21 protein-coding genes are annotated in these 21,182 nt (G+C 61.6%); 8 read left to right on the plus strand and 13 right to left on the minus strand.

All coding sequences use genetic code 11. From position 1 onward, the window contains the following. Window positions 1-590: 590 nt before the first annotated feature. Genes ACUY2Y_RS00005 through ACUY2Y_RS00015 form a run of 3 tightly spaced genes read right to left on the minus strand, consistent with a single transcriptional unit; the run spans window position 591 to window position 2,731 of the window. Window positions 591-1,601: a hypothetical protein gene (locus tag ACUY2Y_RS00005; RefSeq protein ID WP_448324283.1), complete on the minus strand. Its 1,011-nt coding sequence runs from the start codon at window positions 1,599-1,601 to the stop codon at window positions 591-593. Continuing rightward, window positions 1,602-2,360, minus strand: a complete 759-nt coding sequence (locus ACUY2Y_RS00010) for an ATP-binding cassette domain-containing protein (protein WP_448324285.1) — start codon at window positions 2,358-2,360, stop codon at window positions 1,602-1,604. It lies immediately after the preceding gene. Next, a complete protein-coding gene (locus ACUY2Y_RS00015; protein ID WP_448324287.1) occupies window positions 2,357-2,731 on the minus strand; it encodes a GntR family transcriptional regulator in 375 nt (124 codons plus the stop codon). Before ACUY2Y_RS00015 ends, ACUY2Y_RS00010 begins: the two co-directional genes overlap by 4 nt. 217 nt (window positions 2,732-2,948) lie before the next feature. Between ACUY2Y_RS00015 and ACUY2Y_RS00020 the strand changes: the two genes are divergently transcribed. Then, the gene (locus ACUY2Y_RS00020) at window positions 2,949-4,208 is read left to right on the plus strand and encodes an NYN domain-containing protein (RefSeq protein WP_448324289.1); all 1,260 of its coding nucleotides are present in this window, start codon (window positions 2,949-2,951) and stop codon (window positions 4,206-4,208) included. Between the two features lie 19 nt (window positions 4,209-4,227). On the opposite strand, the gene ACUY2Y_RS00025 is transcribed toward ACUY2Y_RS00020, so the two are convergent. Both ACUY2Y_RS00025 and trxA read right to left on the minus strand, forming a co-directional pair. Next, a complete protein-coding gene (locus ACUY2Y_RS00025) occupies window positions 4,228-5,094 on the minus strand; it encodes a PspA/IM30 family protein (protein WP_448324290.1) in 867 nt (288 codons plus the stop codon). A 315-nt stretch (window positions 5,095-5,409) separates the two neighbouring features. Then, the gene (gene trxA, locus ACUY2Y_RS00030; RefSeq protein WP_448324291.1) at window positions 5,410-5,787 is read right to left on the minus strand and encodes a thioredoxin; all 378 of its coding nucleotides are present in this window, start codon (window positions 5,785-5,787) and stop codon (window positions 5,410-5,412) included. 135 nt (window positions 5,788-5,922) lie between these two features. On the opposite strand from trxA, the gene ACUY2Y_RS00035 reads away from it, so the two are divergent. The 4 genes from ACUY2Y_RS00035 to ACUY2Y_RS00050 all read left to right on the plus strand — a co-directional run bounded on the left by ACUY2Y_RS00035 (window position 5,923) and on the right by ACUY2Y_RS00050 (window position 10,180). Then, window positions 5,923-6,126, plus strand: a complete 204-nt coding sequence (locus tag ACUY2Y_RS00035; protein WP_259901807.1) for a transporter — start codon at window positions 5,923-5,925, stop codon at window positions 6,124-6,126. Between the two features lie 40 nt (window positions 6,127-6,166). After that, window positions 6,167-6,379: a heavy-metal-associated domain-containing protein gene (locus tag ACUY2Y_RS00040; protein ID WP_259901805.1), complete on the plus strand. Its 213-nt coding sequence runs from the start codon at window positions 6,167-6,169 to the stop codon at window positions 6,377-6,379. A 216-nt stretch (window positions 6,380-6,595) separates the two neighbouring features. Beyond that, entirely contained in the window at window positions 6,596-8,794 is a 2,199-nt protein-coding gene (locus tag ACUY2Y_RS00045; protein ID WP_448324492.1) for a heavy metal translocating P-type ATPase, read from the plus strand. A 57-nt stretch (window positions 8,795-8,851) separates the two neighbouring features. After that, entirely contained in the window at window positions 8,852-10,180 is a 1,329-nt protein-coding gene (locus tag ACUY2Y_RS00050) for an MFS transporter (RefSeq protein WP_448324292.1), read from the plus strand. A 21-nt stretch (window positions 10,181-10,201) separates the two neighbouring features. Here ACUY2Y_RS00050 and dnaB read toward each other — a convergent pair whose 3' ends face one another. The 8 genes from dnaB to ACUY2Y_RS00090 form a co-directional block, all read right to left on the minus strand. Then, complete coding sequence (gene dnaB, locus ACUY2Y_RS00055; RefSeq protein ID WP_246875204.1) at window positions 10,202-11,734, minus strand: replicative DNA helicase; 1,533 nt, start codon at window positions 11,732-11,734, stop codon at window positions 10,202-10,204. 545 nt (window positions 11,735-12,279) lie between these two features. Beyond that, on the minus strand, window positions 12,280-12,732 hold the full coding sequence (gene rplI / locus ACUY2Y_RS00060) for a 50S ribosomal protein L9 (protein ID WP_210576055.1): 453 nt from the start codon (window positions 12,730-12,732) through the stop codon (window positions 12,280-12,282). Window positions 12,733-12,781: 49 nt separating this feature from the next. Then, the gene (locus tag ACUY2Y_RS00065) at window positions 12,782-13,363 is read right to left on the minus strand and encodes a single-stranded DNA-binding protein (protein ID WP_448324293.1); all 582 of its coding nucleotides are present in this window, start codon (window positions 13,361-13,363) and stop codon (window positions 12,782-12,784) included. A 145-nt stretch (window positions 13,364-13,508) separates the two neighbouring features. Next, window positions 13,509-13,799: a 30S ribosomal protein S6 gene (rpsF, locus tag ACUY2Y_RS00070; protein ID WP_210576076.1), complete on the minus strand. Its 291-nt coding sequence runs from the start codon at window positions 13,797-13,799 to the stop codon at window positions 13,509-13,511. Window positions 13,800-13,941: 142 nt separating this feature from the next. After that, window positions 13,942-14,424, minus strand: coding sequence for a hypothetical protein (locus ACUY2Y_RS00075; protein ID WP_448324294.1), 483 nt, complete (start codon window positions 14,422-14,424; stop codon window positions 13,942-13,944). A gap of 194 nt (window positions 14,425-14,618) precedes the next feature. Further along, window positions 14,619-16,055, minus strand: coding sequence for a glycosyltransferase family 87 protein (locus ACUY2Y_RS00080; RefSeq protein WP_448324493.1), 1,437 nt, complete (start codon window positions 16,053-16,055; stop codon window positions 14,619-14,621). Window positions 16,056-16,179: 124 nt separating this feature from the next. Then, complete coding sequence (locus ACUY2Y_RS00085; RefSeq protein WP_448324494.1) at window positions 16,180-18,267, minus strand: transglycosylase domain-containing protein; 2,088 nt, start codon at window positions 18,265-18,267, stop codon at window positions 16,180-16,182. 330 nt (window positions 18,268-18,597) lie between these two features. After that, a complete protein-coding gene (locus ACUY2Y_RS00090) occupies window positions 18,598-18,993 on the minus strand; it encodes a DUF5318 family protein (protein ID WP_210573720.1) in 396 nt (131 codons plus the stop codon). A gap of 111 nt (window positions 18,994-19,104) precedes the next feature. Between ACUY2Y_RS00090 and ACUY2Y_RS00095 the strand changes: the two genes are divergently transcribed. The 3 genes from ACUY2Y_RS00095 to ACUY2Y_RS00105 all read left to right on the plus strand — a co-directional run bounded on the left by ACUY2Y_RS00095 (window position 19,105) and on the right by ACUY2Y_RS00105 (window position 21,178). Then, window positions 19,105-19,563, plus strand: a complete 459-nt coding sequence (locus ACUY2Y_RS00095) for a MarR family winged helix-turn-helix transcriptional regulator (RefSeq protein WP_448324295.1) — start codon at window positions 19,105-19,107, stop codon at window positions 19,561-19,563. Window positions 19,564-19,659: 96 nt separating this feature from the next. Further along, window positions 19,660-20,622: a universal stress protein gene (locus tag ACUY2Y_RS00100; RefSeq protein WP_448324296.1), complete on the plus strand. Its 963-nt coding sequence runs from the start codon at window positions 19,660-19,662 to the stop codon at window positions 20,620-20,622. Window positions 20,623-20,647: 25 nt separating this feature from the next. After that, on the plus strand, window positions 20,648-21,178 hold the full coding sequence (locus tag ACUY2Y_RS00105) for a hypothetical protein (RefSeq protein WP_448324297.1): 531 nt from the start codon (window positions 20,648-20,650) through the stop codon (window positions 21,176-21,178). Window positions 21,179-21,182 lie beyond the last annotated feature (4 nt).

Genomic DNA, 21,182 nt, shown 5'->3' on the forward strand with positions numbered 1-21,182 from the left:
TGAGCCAGGATCAAACTCTCCACAAAAAATCAGTAAAAGAACTGAGCCGTGAAAAGCCCAAAACCCAACCAAAACAAACCACACCACACAACAAAGCGTGGCCTGGCAATCCAAAAATTACTAAACAAACCCAACAAAGGGTCCATCAAACATTGCTGCCCCTCCGACGAGGAGAAAAGACAACAACAAAAAATCCAATCAGCCATGCGACCAACCAGACGAACAACACCCCATCAATGGTTCAGGCATCATCCGACCAGCACACACCACAAAAAGGCATGAAACAGTCACACAAACCAACCAAACAAAATCATTGGCACACTATCGAGTTCTCACACAACACACGCACACCCAAACACACCCCACAACCAAGGAGGCCTGTTCAAAGCGGCTTGACCGACCCTACACACACCCACACAACAAACAAAATCGCCTGCCATGCGAATCAAATGAAAGGATCTACCAGCGATTGTTTTCCTACCGCCATCTCACCAGAATCACTATCCGGCGGGGCGTTGTCGGTCACGCTGACTCACATAAAGCTACACACACCCAACCAACAACACAAACCAGCAGGTCAAGCCGACTTTCTACGCCTTATCCTTGGCATGGTTAGGGTTGATCAATCCCATGAGATACCCGGCCTGAATCACAATGCCGACAGACGCGAGGATTCCCGCTGTCACCAGCGCAAAAATGACTCCGCCGTCGAGGAAGCTTTGAGTATCCGATGCGTCATTTGCGATGAAGAACATCATGTAGCCGGGCACCATGCCTAATTCCGTGCGCCAGATCTTTACCGCGGCACCGATGATGGCACTGGCAAGACCGCCGATACCGATGGTGATCACTGCGACCCAGGAGAATTCGGACGGAGAGACCAAGCCCGCCAAACCGATATACGTCGCGGCGGAGACCAGCGCAGCCGCCCATGACAACGCCAGCCAGCGCCGGCGCGGCACGCCGTAGCTTGCACCTGTTGTCGGACCGGGGATACCGAGCCCTTGCATACAGTAAACCGAGTACCAGACCATGATCGGTAGGCCACCGAAGAGCTGCCCGAAGGTGTCGTTGCCGATGAAGTCCGACAGATACAGGAAGATGCAGTGCGCAACGGCGACACCGAGTGCCCACAGCAGCTGCGGCTTGAAGATCAATTCGAATTCGAAGCTGCCACGACCGATGTGCGAATCTGCCTCCCGGTCGCTATCGACCGCATTGCCGGCCGTGTACTGCGAACCGAAGAGCAGTCCCGACACCAACGCCACGAGTGCACCCGCGATGCCAACCCAGTCCGGGCGCGCGAACAATGCGATGGTTGCGCTGAACAACACTGAGGGCACGACAGCCATCGCAGTCAATTTCATTGTGCGCGACTTCGGCATTCCGTACGCCGTGTACGCGGATTCCTCCAACGACAATGTCCCGATCATGAACACTGTCAGCATCATTGGGCCGAAGATGACAGCAGTAGGCGAATCACGAACGGCGTAAAGCAGCCCGAAAGCGATCGCCGCCAATATCGGGATCATCCAGATCAAGCGCGCCAGCGGCGCTGCGACGAATTGGTGGCGAAAATATCCAAGCAGACTCGTGTTCATCTAGGACACCTCCAGGTAGTGCTCGATGAGGTCGTCGAAAGTCGCGGCGCGTGCGTGGCGCGGGGCGTCGCTAATCGGTACAAGTTCCGGGCCCGCGACAGCGAATTCATCGGCATCCTCAGGGGCACATCGCTTGAGCACGATCCCATCGCGCCCCAGAATCACCGCATCATCCAGGACTTTTGCAGCGTCATCGATGTGGTGCGTGGCCATCACGATCGTGCGCCCGGAATCTGCCTGGGCCAGAAGATGCCGGTAGAACACCCCGGTGTTGTGGGTGTCGAGGCCGACATAGGGTTCGTCGAGAAGCAAAAGCTCCGTGCCCGAGGCGAGCCCGATGATGATGGCGACCATGGCGCGCTGGCCACGCGAGAGTTTGTCGTAGCGGGTGCTCAGGGCACCGCCCATGTCGAAGTCGGCGACGAGCTCGTCGGCAAACGCTTGATTCCAGGTGCGGTAGCGCAAGCGCGCACCTTTGATCACGTCTTTGCCGGACCACGTGCCCGGGTACGCGGTATCTACGCCGGTCAGGCACGTGTTATCCATGACGCGGGCATTGTCGAAGGGGCGCTGCCCGAAGACCTCTACTGTGCCCGCTTCGGGCTTGAGCTGACCGCCGATGATCTGCAGAAGGGTGGATTTACCCACGCCGTTGCGGCCGAGCAGACCGTGAATGCCTGGACCGAAGTCCAGGTCAACACCCTGCAGGACGTCTTTTTTGCCGAAGCTATGGGCCAGGCCCGATACGTGAATTGTCATTTGTACATTCCTCTGCTTTCTGCGACGCGGTCGATGAGATCGTGGAGTTCAGTGCGGGCATAACCAAGGCGCAAGGCTTCGTCGATAAGCGGTGCGGCGTACGCGCCCGCGAAATCCTCGCGGCGCTTGCCGATGATCCGTTCGCGCGCGCCCTCCGTAACGAACATGCCGATGCCGCGGCGCTTCTCCAGAACTCCCGCTTCGGCCAGCAATGTGAGCCCCTTACGTGCGGTAGCGGGATTAATGCTGTGAAATGCGGCGAGCTCATTTGTCGATGGGGCGCGATCCCCCGGCTCGAGTTCGCCTTCCATGATCTGGTCTTGAATTAGTCGTGCGATCTGAAGGAACAGCGGTTCTGTGTCATTACCCACCCTCAGCCTCACTTACGCTGGTTGGTTGGTTAGTTGCCTAACTAACCGTATAACCAATGGGACCGATCGTCAATATCGCACGCTGGGCTGGATATAACCTGTCTATGCACTGCCGATATCGCTGGTCAACGCGGAATCTCAGCGAGAGCGACACAAAACAGGCAGACTGGGGAGACAACAAACTTTAGTTAGATGAATAGATACGGATTTAGGAGCCATGCTTGAACGCACACTCGTCTTTGTTGACACGTCTTACCTGCTCGCGAGCTTTTATAACTCGTGGGAAACAGGAGCGCGATCGCAATTAGAAATCGACTTGCCTGAGGTGGTGAACAACCTCTCGGGCATGATCACTCAGCAACTAAACCAACCGATTCACCGTCAGTTCTGGTACGACGGCATCCCCGATTCTGGCCCGCACCGCTACCAACGCGCGCTGCGCACGTGCGACGGCGTCCAGCTGCGCACCGGCCAACTGATCGAGTGGGGCGAACGCCGCACGCAGAAGGGCGTGGACACCCGTCTCGTCGCCGACATTGTGGTCAACGCGATGCGCGGCCAGTGCACCGACTTCGTCCTGGTCAGCGGCGATGCCGACATGATTCCGGGCGTTGAGGAAGCCACTAACGCCGGCATTCGGGTCCATCTCTACGGGTTCGGTTGGGATTCCATGTCGTCGGCCCTGCGCCACGCATGCGATTCGACCACGATCCTCGACCCACGTGAGGATTTCGCCGAGGCTATGCAGCTGCAAGTCCTCGAAGGCCCACTCCCGCCGACGATCCGGGAGCGCCCGATGGATGACGCTGGCGAAGAAGATGACGAAGGCATGTGCAATGTGCCGCGCCCCGACGGCGAGCAGCCACTGTCCGAGTCAGCCGTCAGCGGCGAGGCCGAAGCGCTTATCGACGGCGCTGCTTCCCCGACCGACGCGCCCGACGAACAGTCTGCGGAGGCCGGAAAGCACCAAACCGACGACGCTCCTGAAGAGCCGGCCGGTAGCGCGGAACCCACGGCTGACGCTGACCTCGATGATGAGCCCGACGAATCGGAGACTGCCGAGCCATCAGCGACGAAACGTCCCGGACCGCCTTCACCTGCACAATTGGCAGCAGCCAGCCCACGGAATATGCCGAAGCCGTCGATGATGGCTCCGCGGCGCAAGCTGCGCTCGCGCTATGTGCCGCTTCCGGAAGAGGTGTGGACGTCGTCTGGGTTCCAGACCCCATTCGACGTGGGCCAGCAGTACGCTACCTGGTGGTATGACAATGCCGCCTCCTCCGAACAGCGCGATAAAGCGCACATGCTCTCGGGCGGCGGCCTGCCTCCGGAGATCGACCGCCCGCTACTGCAATTCGCCTGCGAGACTCTTCACGAGTACACGCTCAGCGAGCACCAGCGCGTCAACCTCCGCGATGGTTTCCACTCCGGGATCCGCGGAGTACTGATCAATATCCGCCGGACGACCCAGAGTTAAAACCCGGGGGCGACGAGCCCTAGGACTGCGGGGACTCCCCGTCGAAACGGTCGAGGCTCTCCTCGCTCGGCTCGCCGTCCTCCTCCTTCGCGGACTCCTGGTCGGCGCTTTCATCCGCACCGGTGGAGTTTGCCGCGCTGCCAGCGGTCAGTTCGCCGGCCTTTTCCTCGTCCATGGATGCGCGGATCTCGGCGAGCTTCGAGCTGGCAGCGACGTCTGTCTGACCGGACTCGATCTCAGCCATCACGCCGTCAACACCCGACTCGGCGAGCTCCTGCTGCCCCAGTGCGGTGGCGTAGCGGCGCTCGATCTTGTCGCGCACGCCGTCCAGCGTCGGCACCGAATCGTCCTCGCGGAACTGGCCGATGGTGTCCATCGTCTGGGCGGTGTGCTCCTGCATCTTCGCCTGATCAACCTGGGAACGCAGTCGGTTGACCTCGTTCATCTGCTCCTGCAGGCGCGCCTCCGACTGCTTCTGTTGCTGCTCGGCCTGAGCGGCAGCCTGCTCAGCGGCGGAGTACTGGGTGGACAGGTCCTGCAGCTCCTGCTCGACCGTCACCAGCTGCGCGGCAAGCGTCTCGGCGGTGGTGTTGAACTGCGATGCCTTGGTGGTATCGCCTTCAGCCGTCGCTTGGTCCGCCATCTTCAGCGCGGTGCGGGTCTTGTCCTGCAGCTCGTCCTGCTTTTCGCGCTTGCGGCTGATGGCCATTTCGAGCTGCTTCTTTGAACCGATGATCTCCGCCGCCTGACGGGTGATCGCGTTGTGCTGGTCCTTCGCCGCAGCTGCGGCCTGCTCAATCTGGACCTTCGGATCTGCGTTTTCGTCGATCTTCGAGTCGAACGACTGCATGAGGTACTTCCAGCCCTTGCTGAACGGGTTAGCCATGAAAGAGGGTCCTTTACTTCCGTAGATAATTCGTCGAGCTTTCGTTTCCCGAGTCTACGTGCCTTGCCCGGCGACCGCCCTGCCTCAGCCTGCCCCCAGGTCCGCTCCGCCCAGGCGGACCCGCAAATGTTAACCCCAGAACTTAGTTTCTCCTGGTGGACAAAAACCGCTCCGAAAAAGCGTCCTGGGAGAACTAAGGTTTGGGGTTCACATCTAGAAAAACAGCCGCAATCGGCCCGCTCCGAACAGACCGATCCCCCGGCACCACACTGTGAAAGGGGGCGCCGGGGGATCTGCCCAGAAAGCGACGCGTGTTTAGTTCTCGCCCTGCTGGTCGTTCTGCTGCGCGATGTCGCGGTGGACTTCATCCATATCGATGTTGCGGATCTGCTCGATGAGCTCCTCGAGCTCACCGGGGCGAAGCGCACCGACCTGCTCGCCGAGGTGGATGCCTTCGCGGAAGACGATCAGGGTCGGAATAGACACGACCTGCAGAGCTGCGGTCAGGCCCGGGTTGGCTTCGGTATCGAGCTTGGCGAAGGTGATGTCGGAGTGCTTTTCCGAGGCCTTCTCAAAGATCGGGGAGAAGGCCTTGCACGGCCCGCACCAGTCAGCCCATGCCTCCACGATGACAATGTCGTTGTTCTCGATGGTCTGGGTGAACGTGTCCTCGGTTACATTGACGGTACTCACTGTTCATCTCCTATCAGTGCTTTAGTAATCTCATTCGTAAGGAGTTCCCCGTTCATGCGGGGTCTATGTTGGTCCAACCCTATCAACGTCGGTTTCATTCCCTTGCTGGAATGAGCAGTAGTTTAAGGAGAGCACGTGACGAAGAACTACCGGTTCGAAGGCCCTACGGACGAGACCTCCGTAGCGAAGTTGAAGGACGAGGTGAGTCAGGTGCTGGGAACCCAGGGCGTGAAAATCGAGGTGGACGAAGGCATCCTGCGCGTCCGCGGCGAGAACTTCACAGATGAGGCGATCTCGCTCGCCGTCGAATACGCGGGCTTTTCGCTTATCGACGAATAAAAACCCGCACCCCCACCTAGCTCATAGGAAGGTGATGACTATGACAGATCAGACCGATTCCACTCAGTTCACCGTCGAGGGAATGACCTGCGCCCACTGTGAGGCGAGCGTGGTCGAAGAAATCAGCGAGATCGACGGTGTCACCAGCGTGACAGCGGACCACAAGTCCGGTTCCGTCACGGTCACTGGCGACGGTTTCACCCGCGAGCAAGTCGCTGCCGCCGTGGAAGAGGCTGGTTACTCGCTGGTCTAAATTTTTTGGCCGATTTTCCAACGGGTCCGTGTGTGTTTGTGAGGATTCCTGCCGATCAGGAATCTCCGGGCCCGTTTCGGTGTTTACGGGAGTAGTGGCTTTTTCAACTCTCGCATCTGCAGAAAGGATGACTGCACGGTGGGCACCCCGGCACGTTCCCAGCTCTTAGCACCAGATTCAACTCAGCTCGAGCACCTCGACCTGGGCGTGACGGGAATGACGTGCACCTCGTGCTCGTCGCGTGTGCAGCGGAAGTTGAACAAGGTCGATGGTGTACAGGCGAACGTGAATTTCTCCACCGAAACCGCGTCGGTGGACTTCGACCCCGGCAAGACTGACCGGGCCTCGCTGATCCAGGTGGTCCGCGACGCCGGTTACGATGCGTTCGCGATGTCGGCTACCGAGCCCGGCGCGGAAGAGACCTCCGGCAGCTCCGCAAACAGCGCCGATTCCATGAACAGCATCGACTTGGCCCGCGAGAACGAGGCCGCCGAGCTGAAGCGGACAGTGATCTGGTCGGCGCTGCTGGCCGTCCCGATCATGCTGGTCTCCATGATCCCGGCCCTCCAGTTCACCTATTGGCAGTGGGCGGTCTTTACCCTGACCACGCTGGTGTTTGTCGTGGCGGGCGCCCCCTTCCACCGCGCGACCTGGACGAACCTGCGCCACGGCGCAGTCACGATGGACACCTTGATCAGTCTGGGCACCACCGCCGCCTACCTCTGGTCGGTGTGGGCGCTTTTCCTCGGCAATGCCGGCGAGCCGGGCATCACAATGGAGATGCACATCTTCTCCCGGGCAGGCTCCGGGTCGCACGGGATGGACGAGATCTACCTCGAGACTGTCGCCGTGGTGATCACATTCCTACTGTTGGGTAGATGGTTCGAGGTCAAGGCAAAGGGCAGGTCCTCGGAAGCCCTGCGCGACCTGGCAACGATGGGCGCGAAAGACGCAGCTGTCATCCGCGACGGACAGGAAATCCGTGTTCCGGTTTCGCAGCTGGCTGAGGGCGACCAGTTCGTGGTGCGCCCGGGCGAGAAGATCGCCACGGACGGCACAGTGATCGCGGGTCACTCGGCGGTAGACAATTCGATGCTCACCGGCGAATCCGTCCCGGTGGAGGTCACTGAGGGTGACACCGTCACCGGCGCGACGGTGAACCAGACCGGCCGGCTCGTCGTCGAGGCGACCCGCGTCGGCGCGGAGACCACCCTGTCCCGCATGAGCGAGCTGGTGCGGCAGGCGCAGGCGGGGCAGGCGCCCGTCGAGAAGCTTGTGGACCGCATCTCGCGCGTCTTCGTCCCTGCCATCATCGTTATCGCACTGGTCACACTGACGGTGCACCTGCTGCTGGGGCACCCGTCCCCGCAGGCGTTCTCCGCGGCCGTGGCGGTGCTGATCATTGCGTGCCCGTGCGCGCTTGGGCTGGCCACACCGACGGCGATTCTCGTCGGCACCGGCCGCGGCGCGCAGATGGGCCTGTTGATCAAGGGCCCGGAGATCCTCGAATCGACTCGCCGCGTGGACACGATCGTGCTGGACAAGACCGGCACAGTCACTACCGGCGAGATGACGGTGTCCAACGTTGACCCGGCGGAGGGATTCACCGCCGACGAGCTACTCGCGCTCGCCGCAGCCGTCGAGTCCAGCTCCGAGCACCCCATCGCGCGGGCGATCGTCGCTGCGAGCGCCGACCTGCAGATTCCGGAAGCCACAGACTTCAGCAGCACACCAGGTCAGGGCGTAAGCGCGGTTATTAGCGGCTCCCCTGTCACCGTCTCGCGCGGCACCGGTGAGAGTGCCCGGGCACTGGAGAAGGACGGTGCCACCGCGGTGTCCGTGACAGTCGACGGCGCCGATGCCGGCGTGATCGCGGTGCGCGACACGGTTAAGGAATCCTCCGCTCAGGCGATCACGGAGCTGCGCGAACTTGGGCTCACCCCGCACTTGCTCACCGGCGATAATCCTGGTGCCGCCCAAGCAGCGGCCGAGGCTGTCGGAATCGACGCTGACAATGTGACGGCATCGGTGATGCCGGAGGAGAAGGTGGATGTCGTCGATAAGCTGCGCGCTGAAGGCAAGGTCGTAGCGATGGTCGGCGACGGCGTGAACGACGCTGCCGCCCTGGCCACCGCGGACTTGGGCCTGGCCATGGGATCGGGCACGGACGTCGCGATCGAGGCTGCCGACATCACCTTGATGGGCGACGACCTTCGGTCCGCCGCTGACGCGATCCGGCTCTCGCGCGCGACGCTGCGCACGATCAAGGGCAACTTGTTCTGGGCGTTCGCGTACAACGTGATCCTCGTGCCCGTCGCCGCGTTCGGAGTGCTCAATCCCATGCTGGCGGGCATCGCGATGGCGTTTTCCTCAGTATTCGTCGTCTCGAACTCGTTGCGGCTGAACCGCTTCTGAATAGATATACCCGAAAGACTTCGATGCGCTAACCAGCGGTGATTATGATTTCCGTGCATGAGTACTACTGCCCGCACGGACGCTCTCTCCCGTAACGATCGCCTTGACCGTCTTCCCGTGACTGCCAAGCACAAACGTCTCCTTGTCGGATCAGGCATTGGGTGGGCGCTCGATGCGATGGATGTCGGGCTCGTGTCCTTCATCATCGCTGCCCTGGCCGTGCACTGGGACCTGGACAAATCCACCACATCGTGGATCGCGTCGATCGGCTTCATCGGGATGGCCATCGGCGCTTCTTTAGGCGGGCTCCTCGCTGACAAGATCGGTCGCCGCCAAGTTTTCGCCGCGACACTGTTGCTCTACGGCCTGGCCACCGGCGCGTCAGCTCTGGCGTGGTCCGTGGGCGCTCTCATGGTCTTCCGCTTTCTCGTCGGTCTCGGACTCGGCGCGGAACTCCCCGTCGCTTCTACTTTGATCAGCGAGTTTTCTCCGCGCAAGGTTCGCGGACGCATGGTCGTCCTGCTGGAGGCATTCTGGGCGGTCGGGTGGATCATGGCCGCCGTGATCGGCACATTTGTCGTCTCCCAAGGCGACAACGGGTGGCGCTGGGGTTTCGCGCTCGGCGCAGTCCCCGCTCTTTATGCCATCTACGTGCGCCTCGGCCTGCCCGAATCGGTGCGGTACCTCGAATCAGTCGGCCGCCACGAAGAAGCTGAGGCCATCGTCCGCTCCTTCGAACAGGACGCTGACCCTGCTGCGATCGACCACTCCCCCGCCCCAGCTGCCAGTCCCGAGGACACGAGCGGCGGCATCTGGGGGCCGGCACTGCGCCGCCGGACCGCCGCATTTTGGGCCGTCTGGTTCGGCGTCTCTTTGTCGTACTACGGCGCGTTCATTTGGATTCCGTCCCTGCTGGTTGATCAAGGGTTCACGCTGGTGCGATCTTTCACGTTCACGCTGATCATCACCGTCGCGCAGTTGCCGGGCTACGCCGCGGCCGCCTGGCTAATTGAGGTATGGGGACGCCGCATCACTCTGTCTGCTTTTCTCGCTGGATCCGCACTCGCCGCGGTACTCTACGGCTTCGCCGCCGCGCCGTGGCAGATCATCGCGGCAGGCTGCCTGCTGTCATTTTTCAACCTCGGCGCCTGGGGCGCGCTGTATGCCATTGGCCCGGAGCTCTACCCCACCTCCGTCCGCGCAACCGGCACAGGCGCCGGCGCTGCTTTCGGTCGCATCGGCTCCATCATCGCGCCGCTCATCGTCCCGCCCGTTCTCGCGTTCGGCGGCCCGTCTGCGGTGTTCGGTATCTTCGCCGGCGCTTTCGCCCTTGCCTGCGTCGCCGCGTTCACGTTGCCGGAGCAGCGCGGGAAAGCATTGGGATAAAGCGCTAGCCCTGCATCGGCCCTAACCGCGGGCCATGTTGACGAAGCGCGAGTAATGCAGCTGGTGCGCAACCGCGATCGTGTCGATCGGACCTCCGCGGTGCTTCGCGATGATGATGTCCGCCTCACCTGCGCGCTCATTATCGCGGTCCTGCGAATCCGGACGGTACAGCAGCATGACGATGTCGGCGTCCTGCTCCAACGAACCCGACTCACGCAGGTCCGCCAACTGCGGGCGCTTATCGGTGCGGGCCTCCGGGCCACGGTTCAGCTGTGAGATCGCGATGACCGGGACCTCGAGCTCCTTCGCCAGCAGCTTGAGCTGACGAGAGAATTCCGAGACCTCCTGCTGACGGGATTCGACCTTGCGGCCGGAGCTCATCAGCTGCATGTAGTCGAGCACCACGAGGTCCAGCCCATGCTGCTGCTTCAGACGACGCGCCTTCGAGCGGATCTCCATCATGGTCAGATTGGGCGAGTCGTCGACGAAAATCGGCGCGGCCTGAATCTCGCGGAGACGCTGAGTGAGCTTCTCCCAGTCGGATTCTTCCATCTGGCCCGAGCGCATCGCCGCCAGCTTGATCTCCGTCTCAGCCGAAAGCAGACGCATGACGATCTCGGAAGCGCTCATCTCCAACGAGAAGATCACCGACGTCAGGCCGTTGTGGATCGAGCACGACCGCACGAAATCCATGGCCAGCGTCGACTTACCCACGCCCGGACGCGCTGCGACGATGATCATCTGCCCTGGGTGCAACCCATTAGTCAGGCGGTCCAGATCAATAAAGCCCGTGGGCACGCCGGCGGCGAGACCGCCGTCCTTCTCGTAGGCCGCCAACTCATCCACTGTCGGCTTGAGCAGGTCAGCCAGCGCGCGGTAGTCCTCCCCCGTCTTCTGCTGAGCAACGGCGAAGACCTCCTGCTGGGCACGGTCCACGAGATTTTCAATCTCCATACCCTCCGCACCGTCGTAACCGAGTTGAGCCACACGAGTACCGGCATCGACCAACTGGCGCAGGGTGGACTTCTCCCCCACAATGTCCGCGTAATACCGCGCGTTGGCCGAAGTGGGAACCTCGGAGATCAGCGTGTGCAGGTACGGGGCGCCACCGGCACGCTCCAGCTGATTCAGGCGGTCGAGGCGGCCGCTGACGATCAGCACGTCCACCTCGGAGCCCTGCGAGTACAAATCCAGGATGGCCTGGTAAATCAGCTGGTGCGCCGGGAAGTAGAAATCCTCCACCCGGAGGAGCTCAATGACGTCGATCACCGTGTTGGGGCTGAGCAGCATGGCGCCGAGCACGCCCTGTTCCGCCTTTCGGTCATGCGGGGGCTGGCGGTACTCGGTCAAATCATCGCGGTCCTGAGTGAAGCCTTTTCCACGGCCATAACGCGAAGATCCACTCGAGCGCCCAGAATCACCCCGGTAGTCCTCGGGCGGACCATCAGTCGGCTCCGGCGGCAGAGGAACCGCCTCATCGGCGAAGCTGTCGCCACCGGCCTGGTTGTCCTGCGCAGAATTTCCGCCGGCAGTACCGGCTGTCCCCGATGCCATATTTTCCCGCTCCTTCACGTTGTCAGCTCGTGTGAAATGTTACCCGCCGGGGTGAACCAGACCCTCCTCGCGCAACCCTTTGACCCCCATCGAAACCGAGTTATCCACAGCCCCCTGTGAATAATCAACGCAAATCGCACGATCCATTCCACACCCCACCACCAATGCCTGTGGATAACTTGTGGATAACTCCCCGCCCTATCCCCACCGGACACAAAACACCCATTACAGACCATTATTATTCACATCGGTCAAGTATCGTTAGCGGTGAATAACTTCACAACCAGCAGGTTTGACAAGCGCAAAATAACCCCTAATAAATGCCCGAACCGTTGCATATCAGGCGGCCGAGCGGCCATTGAACTGGAGTTTTCCACCGGTTATCCACAAGCACCTGTGCGCAACCGCAGGTCAGCGCGCAGACGACGGCGCCAACCCGAAAACCACACAAAAAGAGCGTGGGCCCCACTCCTCACAAGTGGGACCCACGCTCAAAGCTGTTGTCATTGGATCGCGTCAGACGCGATCGCCGTTAAGCGCGAAAACTAGGCGCTCACGACCTCGAAGTTCACCTTGCCCTCCACGTCATCGTGGAGTCGGACCTTGACCTGGTAGCCGCCAGTGCTGGTCACAAGACCCTTCGGCATGTTGATGCGGCGCTTGTCCAAGTTCGGACCGCCTGCTGCTGCAACGGCATCAGCGATGTCGGCCGGCTTGACCGAACCGAAGATCTTGCCGTTCTCAGCGGTGCGCACCTTGACGGTCACGCCCTGCAGCTGGTCGAGCTGGTCACGCAGCTCCTTCGCGTGATCCAGGTCGCGCACCTCGCGTTCCTGCTGGGTGCGCTTGATGTCCTCAATCTGCTTCTCTGCGCCACGGGTGGCCACGATAGCCAGGCCGCGCGGAAGCAGAAGGTTACGTCCGTAGCCGTCCTTGACCTCGACAATGTCGCCGGGTTCACCAAGGTTCTCAACGGCAGCGGTGAGGATCAGTTTCATAATCCTGACCTTTCCTTCTGAAAGTTGATGGTGTGTTTGTCGATGTGTTTTAGAACGGGGGCTCGTCGTCCATGCCGCCGAAACCGCCGGCAGGAGGTGCAGAGTTCCACGGGTCGTTTGCGGGCTGGCTGTTCTGCTGGCCGCCCTGGTTGGACGGGCCAGACTGGCCACCACCCTGGTTGCCTCCGCCACCGAATCCACCGGTGGACTGGCCGCCCTGGTTGCCGCCGAAGCCGCCACCAGATCGACCGGAGTTCCCGTCACGGGAGTTCCGGGTCACGTTGGCGCTGGCGTATTTCAGGGAGGGACCGACCTCGTCGGCCTCAACCTCGAATACCGTGCGGTTTTCACCTTCACGGTTCTGGTAGGAGCGCTGCTTCAGGCGGCCATTGACAATGACGCGCATGCCCTTCGACAGCGACTCCGCAACGTTTTCCGCGGCCTCACGCCACACGTTGCAGGTCAGGAACAAAGCTTCGCCGTCTTCCCACTGGCCGGAATCACGGTTGTACACGCGCGGGGTGGATGCGATGCGGAAATTCGCCACCGCAAGCCCCGTCGGGGTGAATCGCAGTTCCGGGTCAGCAACGAGGTTGCCTACGACAGTGATTGGGGTATCGCCTTGTGCCATCTTTTCGTCCTTACCTTTTCGACCTTTTGAACAGTGTGCTGTATCGACGTTTATTTGCCGTGTGCAAGCTAGTCTATAGCCCGCACCGAACACAGCCCGTGCGCTGGGGTTTTCACCTTCACGCGCCGTTCTAAAAGTTCAGCGCTTACTTGTTGTCGGTGCGCAGAACCTTGGTGCGGATGACAGTGTCGTTCAGGTTAAGACGACGGTCGAGCTCCTGGACGGTCTCGGACTCGCAGTCCAGGGTGACTACTGCGTAGACGCCCTCTTCCTTCTTGTCGATGGGGTATGCAAGACGGCGCTTGCCCCACACATCGACGTTCTCCACCGTGCCGTTATCCTTGCGGACAATCTCGAGGAATTTGTCCAGGGACGGGGCAACAGTGCGTTCATCCTGACTCGGGTCGAGAATGATCATTACTTCGTAGTGACGCACGGACCTCATCACCTCCTATGGTCGTTTCAATGGTTTCGGCCACCGCCCCTTATGGCGATGGCAGGAGGGTCGTTGCGTCAAGCAACCCGTCCAGCGTACCCCAGTGATCGACCATGGAGAAAATCACGCTTCTTCTGGTCGGCTAGTCGTCTCGGCCCACTTCGCGGACCAATCCGTCTGGGTCAATATCGATGTCGATCTCGCCGACCTCGATCTCCCAGTACCCGTCGTCGTCCCATTCAGTCTCAACGCCGGCGCCGTCTTTTTTCGCCTCGGCAAGCACGCGCTCCACGTCAGCTTCGGACACACCGTCCTCGGCCATCTCAGCCTCCGCTTCGCTCGTGTATCCCGTCACCGCGTCCGGTAGCTCACCCTGAGCGGATCCTGCGGCGGGAGCCTGATCATCGTTGTCGTCGGTTGTGTCGTCAGCCTGGTCGTCCCCATCGTCATCGGTCTTGTCATCATCCGTGACAGCGGTGGTCGTGGCCTCTTCGGCAACTGCGGTTTCACTCGGCGCCTGGTCGGTTGCGGTTTCCGCATCTTCATCAGAAGTGCTGCTGCAAGCGACCATGGAGAGGGAGAGAGCAGGTACGGCGATCAACGTCGTTAGTTTCTTAATGCTCATGATTCCCACCGTACGGATTCGCTGGAATCAATCCACGATCTCGGCGTATGCACTGGGCACCGCGTGAATATAGCCCACGGCTTAGTGTCCCGCGTTCGGGGCGGCGACAAACACGGCGAGAAAGACGGGGACGAAGGTCATGAAAATGAATGCGGCTAAGCCGAGGCCGACGGAAAGCGCGGCCGGCTTATTTTTCACGACTGTCCAGTAGCAGGCAGTGAAGAGACCGAATGCGATGAAGATGGAGCAGATTCCGAGGATTGTGGTCGCGGTGAGACCCATGTGCGTTTCGCCTCCTCCCAATCATCCGGGGTGGTCATCAGCGGATCGCAGCCGTAGTGCGCGTCGCGGACTTTGTCGCGGCGGCGGGCGTACATCTGCTGGACGACGAGCACCATGATGGCGATGATGAACGCATCGCGCGCAATCACGACGATATTGAGGACGCTGCCGGGCAGACCGAGGTTGTCGGTGCCCATCATGTGCCACATCAGGATCGGCCAGACCATCATGTCCACGGTCATCCAAGACAGCAGGAGGCGCCAGTGGGGGAGAGCGAGCACTGCGGGCACGACGAACCACAGGGAGTACTGGGGGCTCCACACCTTGTTGAACAGCAGGAAGAAGCCGACGATGAGGACCACCAGTTCAGCGATGCGCGGTTCCTGCGGGGCTTTCAACCCAGCGATCAGCACGAACAGGCAGCCGAGGAGGAAGAGCACGAGGGTCACCGCGTTCAGAATGACGGGCGCGCCCTCACCGGAGTCGAAACCGCCCCAGCCAGTCATGCGGGAGATCACGGCGTAGATCGTGGTCCATTCCCAGCCGCGGTCAGTATTGAGCCGCTGGAATTCGTGCCAGGAATCGTAATTGTGCAGCATGAGCGGCACATTCACCGCTAGCCACGTAGCCACGGCGCCGACCGTGAGCTTCACCCACGGCATGAGATCGCGGCGGCGCAGGAACACGACGAGGTACGCGCCGAGCAGGAAAATCGGCCACATTTTGAACGCAGCGCCCGCACCAATGAGAACGCCAGCCAGCCAGAAACGCTTATTGCGCGCGGCGAGCATCGCGCCGACCGCGAAGGCGATCGAAGGAATGTCCCAGTTGGTGAATGCATGCATGATGAGCAGGGGAGAGGCCACCACGAGGATCGTGTCCCAGATGCGGTTGCCGGCCAGCTCCGCGACCATGCGCGCAGTGGCCACCCAGATCACGGCCATCACGAAAGCTGTCAGGTAGAAGTACCAGCCAGCATCGGGCAAGAGCTTATCGACGACCGGGTACGTCGTCCTAGCGATCCACCCCATCAGCCCCTGGAACAGGCCGCCCAGAACCGGGTACTCCATATACCGGGTCAGGTCGCCTTCCACCCATGAGTAGTCGTAGACGAAGCCGGGCTGGTCGAGCCCGCGCCCGCCGTACAGGGGAACGATGTCGTTGTAGCAGAACGAGGTGTAGTGGCGGTTGCCGTCCCAGTTGAGCTGCATGGAGCCGTCGACAAGCTTGCCCCGCGCGCAATTGGATTTGAACAGGGCCCCGAGCGCGAGGAAGGTCCACGCGACAGCGATGATGGCTCGAAGGGGAGTCCACCAGCGGCCGCGGCCGATCTGAGCGAAGCGGCCCATCGGCCCGCCGAGCGCGCGCACCACGCCAGCCGCCACGGGCTCAGTGGTGCCCGGCTGGACGCGGTCGGCCGGGTCGGGCCACCGCACGCCGTTGTGCTGGGGCAGGTCCTGATTCGTGGTCACGCTATCCAACCAGGTCTTCGATCAAACCGCCGATGTCCACTTGCGGTTGCCGCTGAGCTGGCGGTGCTGGCGCGGGAGCCGGGGCCGGCGCTGGCGGTGCGGGAGCAGGAGCGGGAGCATCCGGAGCCGGTGCCGGTTCATTCGGGTTCTCGGCCTCCGGCGTCTCCGACGGAACTGCCCCGCCCGTGCCGTAATCGTAGGTCGGGGAGCTCGGTGTCGTGCTACCACCGTACTTGCCGCCCGAGTAGGGGTTGATGCCCCAGTTGATCGGCTTCGCCTGCGGGAACTGTTCGTAGTCCTGGCCTTCGAGGACGCCGTCGAGGACGCCCTTCCAAATCGCGCCCGGTGACATCGAACCGTACATATTGCCGCCCCACTGGTTGAAGATGGGGGAGGTGTTATCGGCGGTGCCCACCCACACAGCGACGGAGAGCTGCGGCGTGCCGCCGATCATCCAGGCATCCTTGTTATTTCCGGTGTCGCCCATCTGAGCGGTACCTGTCTTAGCGATGGACGGGCGCCCGCCAGCCAGCGTCTTATTCGACCAGCCGGCGATCGGCTGCATCGCCTCGACGACGTTGTCGGCGACCTGGCTGTTCACGCGGCGCTCCTTGTACTCCGGGTCGAATTCATAGAGCACCTCGCCGTCGGCGGAGGTGACGCGCTGGACGAAGTGCGGCGGGTGCCACACGCCGCGGTTGATCAGCGTGGCCACGCCGGTGGCCATGTCGAGGACACGGGACTGGTACTGGCCCAGGATGATGCCGTCGTACGGGGCCTCGCCGTTCTCGGTCAGCGTGTGCGGAATATTCGGCAGCTCGCGGGCGACGCCGAGGGCGTGGGCCATGTCGGCGGTGTCCATCGGGCCATCGTCCAGATCGGACTGCATGCGGATGAACGAGGTGTTGTAGGAGTTCTTCAGCGCCTCCGCCAAGGTGGTCACGCCGCCGTTGACGCCGGAGTCGTTGCCGATGGTGCGGTTGCCCACCGTCACCGGAGCCGAGTCGTAGTACGCCGACAGCGGGATGCCCTGCTGGAGGGCGGCCGCCAGACCGAAGATCTTGAAGACGGAACCAGTCTGCAGGCCGGCGTTGGCGTAGTCCCAGCCACTGGGGTCGTCGCCACCGTAGTAGCCCTTGATCGCGCCGGTGGCCGGGTCCATGGCCACGACACCGGTGCGCGCGTCCTCCTGCAGCAGCGAGAGCTGTTCCTCAGAAGTCTTGAGCACCTGGTCCTGCGTGCGCTGGTCGATGGTGGTGGTGATTTGCAGGCCGCGGTTGGTCACGTCGGCCTCGGTGATGCCCACCTGTTCCAGCTCTGCCATGACCTGGTTCTTGATCAGGCCGTTGGGGCCGGTGGCTTCGGTGTAGGCGGAGTAGGTCTGCGGGTCGCGCGTGTCCGGGAATTTCGCGCCGGCGCGTTCCTCAGGGGTGATCGAGCCCATGTCGACCATGCCGTCGAGCACGTAATTCCAGCGGTTCATGGAGTCCTGCTCGTTATTCCACGGATCGAGCTGGTTAGGCAGCTGAATGAGCCCTGCGAGCACGGCGCCTTCCTCGACGGTGAGCTCGGAGGCGGGCTTGCTGAAGTAGGCGTTGGCAGCCGCTTGAATGCCGTAGGCGTTGCGGCCGAAGTAGATGGTGTTGAGGTAGCCGGCGAGGATTTCTTCCTTCGACCAATGGCGGGTCATCTTGATCGAGTAGACCAGCTCATTGAACTTGCGCTTGTACGAGCGCTCGTTGCCCACGATGGTGTTCTTCACGTACTGCTGCGTGATCGTGGAACCGCCGCCGGCGGAAGCGTCGCCGGTGATCTGACCGAGCACAGCACGACCGAAACCGGTGAAGGAGAATCCGGAGTTCTCCCAGAAGTCGCGGTCCTCAGCGGCCAGGACGGCGTCCTGGACATGCTTTGGCACCTCGTCGAGCGGGATCTGCTCACGGTTGCCCTCGGCGGGAACGATGCGGGCCAGCTGCGTCGTGCCGTCGTTGGCGAAGATGGTCGACACCTGGGCCGTTTCAATCTCGCCCGGGTGCGGCAGGTCTGCCTGGGTGTATTTCACGCCGAAGATAGACAGCGGCACCGCCATGATGAGCACGAGCGCCAACACGAAAGCCGCGAGCCATTGGCCCTTGCGGCTCTTTTTCTTCTTTTTCTTTGCAGCACTCTTGCCAGACGAGGCCGACGCTTTTTTAGCCTTGTCTTCTGCCGACTTAGCGGATGCTTTCACGGTCGAGCCAGAACCCGACCCAGCACCAGCCTTCGTGGTTTTCTCGCTGCGCTTTGGCCCGGTACGGCCCTGCGTGCTCTTCTTCGCGGTGTCGCGGCGCGCTGCGTCCGACTTCTTCTTGCCGGAGTCGCTGCCGGACTCTTTATCTCGGTCTCGTGCCAATTGAAGTATCCTGCCTACTCGATTCCTCTACGACAGAGTACTTCCTTCGTCGCCGAATGACGGAACCGGAACGGCTTCGGCGGTGCTCAAAAGATGGTTCCAACGGCAATGCCCGCACACTTCGACGGTGTGGACGGTGAAGGGACCGCCGGTCTCGTCGATAAGCTCCGCGATTTCTGCTTCGCTGCGCGCGGACCCGGAACGGCGCCCTAGATTGTCTCCGTAGACCCACAAGACAGTGCGCATTGTTTTCTCGCAAATGGGGCAGGGCCGGTCAGAATCGACTCCGTGGTGCTCGCCGGCGGCGCGGAGGAGGAAATCCGCATCACAAAGTTCATCCCGGCTCTTCTTTCCTATGCGAAATTCACGCAGCGCAGAGCGCCTTTCCCATTCGTGGGAAACGATATGAACCAATTTGAACATTGCTACCAGCGTACTCTTCACGAGGCGGTTGATAGACCCACCCGATGGTTCGGTGCAAGAAAATGTGCTTCGGCTTCTTAATTTCGGTGTTGAGCACCTACACTAGGTGGCATGCCAATAAACCCTGTCGAGGACGCATACTCCGTCGCCAAAGAAATCCGTCCCTTCCTCACGAAGCTCTACGTCGCTTATTTCCGCATTACCGAGGCATCCGACATTACCGGCCCGCAGCTCTCCATCATGGAGCGTCTCATCGAGACCGGCCCGATGCGCATTAGCCAACTCGCACAAGAGGAGGGCATCCGCATGCCCACCGCCTCGAACACGCTGCACCAGCTGGAGCAGCGCGATCTCGTGCGCCGCGTCCGCGACGAGACGGACCGTCGCGGAGTGAAGGTGGAGATCACGGATAAGGGCATCAAGGAACACAACCGCGTCGCCGACGAGCGCACGCGCTACGTCGCCGAGATGATATCGACCCTCGACCCAGAGTCCTTGGAACAGCTCAAGGCAGCTACTCCGGCTCTCGCCGAGCTCGCGCGCACGTACAACACGGGCAACCTCCACTAGCGCGAACCCTTGCTCGCAGCAGGGGTGAATTGTCTGCACAGTGGGGGGACATATAAAGTTAAGGCGTTGTTGGTCTTACATTAACGCCTGCGCTACATGGACATTTACCCCCTCACTCCTGAGCTCCTCCCGCACCTCGGTGAGGAGCGTCCTTTGCGCATCCTCGTCGGCTGGGACCAGCCGGGGGAAGAGGCCATCGAATTCGCGGCCTGGCTCGCGCGCACCACGAAATGCACGATCCGCGTCATCAGCACTGCCCCGCGCCCGTGGTCGTCGCTGCGAGGCAAGAACAGCAAGAAATACAAGAAGTGGCGCAAGCACACTGAAGACAAGCGCGTCGGCGATATCCGGCACGCACTCAAACAGCAGGTTCCGCGCGAAGCCTGGGACGATCAGTGGGCAGTCTTCCGGGACGGAAGTCCCCGCCACGAGCTGATCTCCGCGGAAGCGAAGAGTTTCAAGGCCGATCTCATCTTGCTCGGCTCGAAGTCGAAGGCGAAGAAGGGCCGTTTCTTGGCCACGTCTACCGCGGACGCAATGATGCATTATTCGCCGATCTCGGTCGGTCTCGCACCGCGCGCTGTCAAACTCTCGAAAAAGGGCATTACCCGCGTCAATTACGCATTCCTCGACGAGCACAAGGACGCGTCTGCCCGCGGCATCAAGGTCGCGGCGTCGGTAGCCATGCTCCTCGACGTCGACCTGCGCATCATGGCATTCTCCCCGCGCCAGACATACAAGCACGAAGCGGAATTCACCGCGCACGCACCGCTTATCGACGAATGGAATGAATCCTCCCTCGCCCTGCTCGACCGCGCCCGCGACTGTGTCAGTGACACTGCCACACAGCTCGGCATTCCGGAGCCGAAGAATTTTGAGGTGGACACCTCCGTCAGCGCCGGCGACGGATGGAAAGCCGTGGTGAATTCCCAAAAGTGGAAGAAGGGCGACATTCTCTTCCTCGACTCCCAGCCCACCGAGCGGGCACGTGTGCTGACCAATCCGCGCACAGAGGACTTCCTCACCCACGCCCCCGTGCCCGTGGTCATTTTCCCGTGATTTTCTCGGGACTACACTGACGGGCATGTCCACCAGCACACCGCGACCTCACGAGAATCCGCACGCCGGTCTGCGCCGGGACACTCCAGAGCACCCGGAGAACGACCTTCACGGGGCAGCCGACTACTACAACAAGGTGCGGCCGGAACCGCGCGATTTCGACGAGCTCGCCGACCAACCGGACCCGGCCGAGTTGAACGAACGCAACCGTGCTTCCACGCGCCAGGCAATCGTCTTCGCCGTGGCCACAGTGCTGGGCACACTGCTCTTCGGCGGTGCGCTCGCCCTCGTGGCGCGCCTTGCCGGCGGCCCGCTGTGCGAAGCAGGGGAGGCGACGTGGCTGTGCAGTTCCGGCTGGCGCACCGCGTGGGCGGTTCTCTCCTCGATCCCGCCGGTCGTGGCCCTGCTGGCGTGCGCCGTGATCATGGTGCGCAAGCTCAACCGCTATGAGCGGTGGGTGCCGTGGATGGGCGTGTTCTGGATCCCGATCGTGCCCTTCACGATGGCGTGGCTGATCCTCACCGTCGGCATTCTCGCCCAAGACAGTGTCGGCTAAAACT

The organism is Corynebacterium sp. 20-84 (assembly GCF_053479455.1).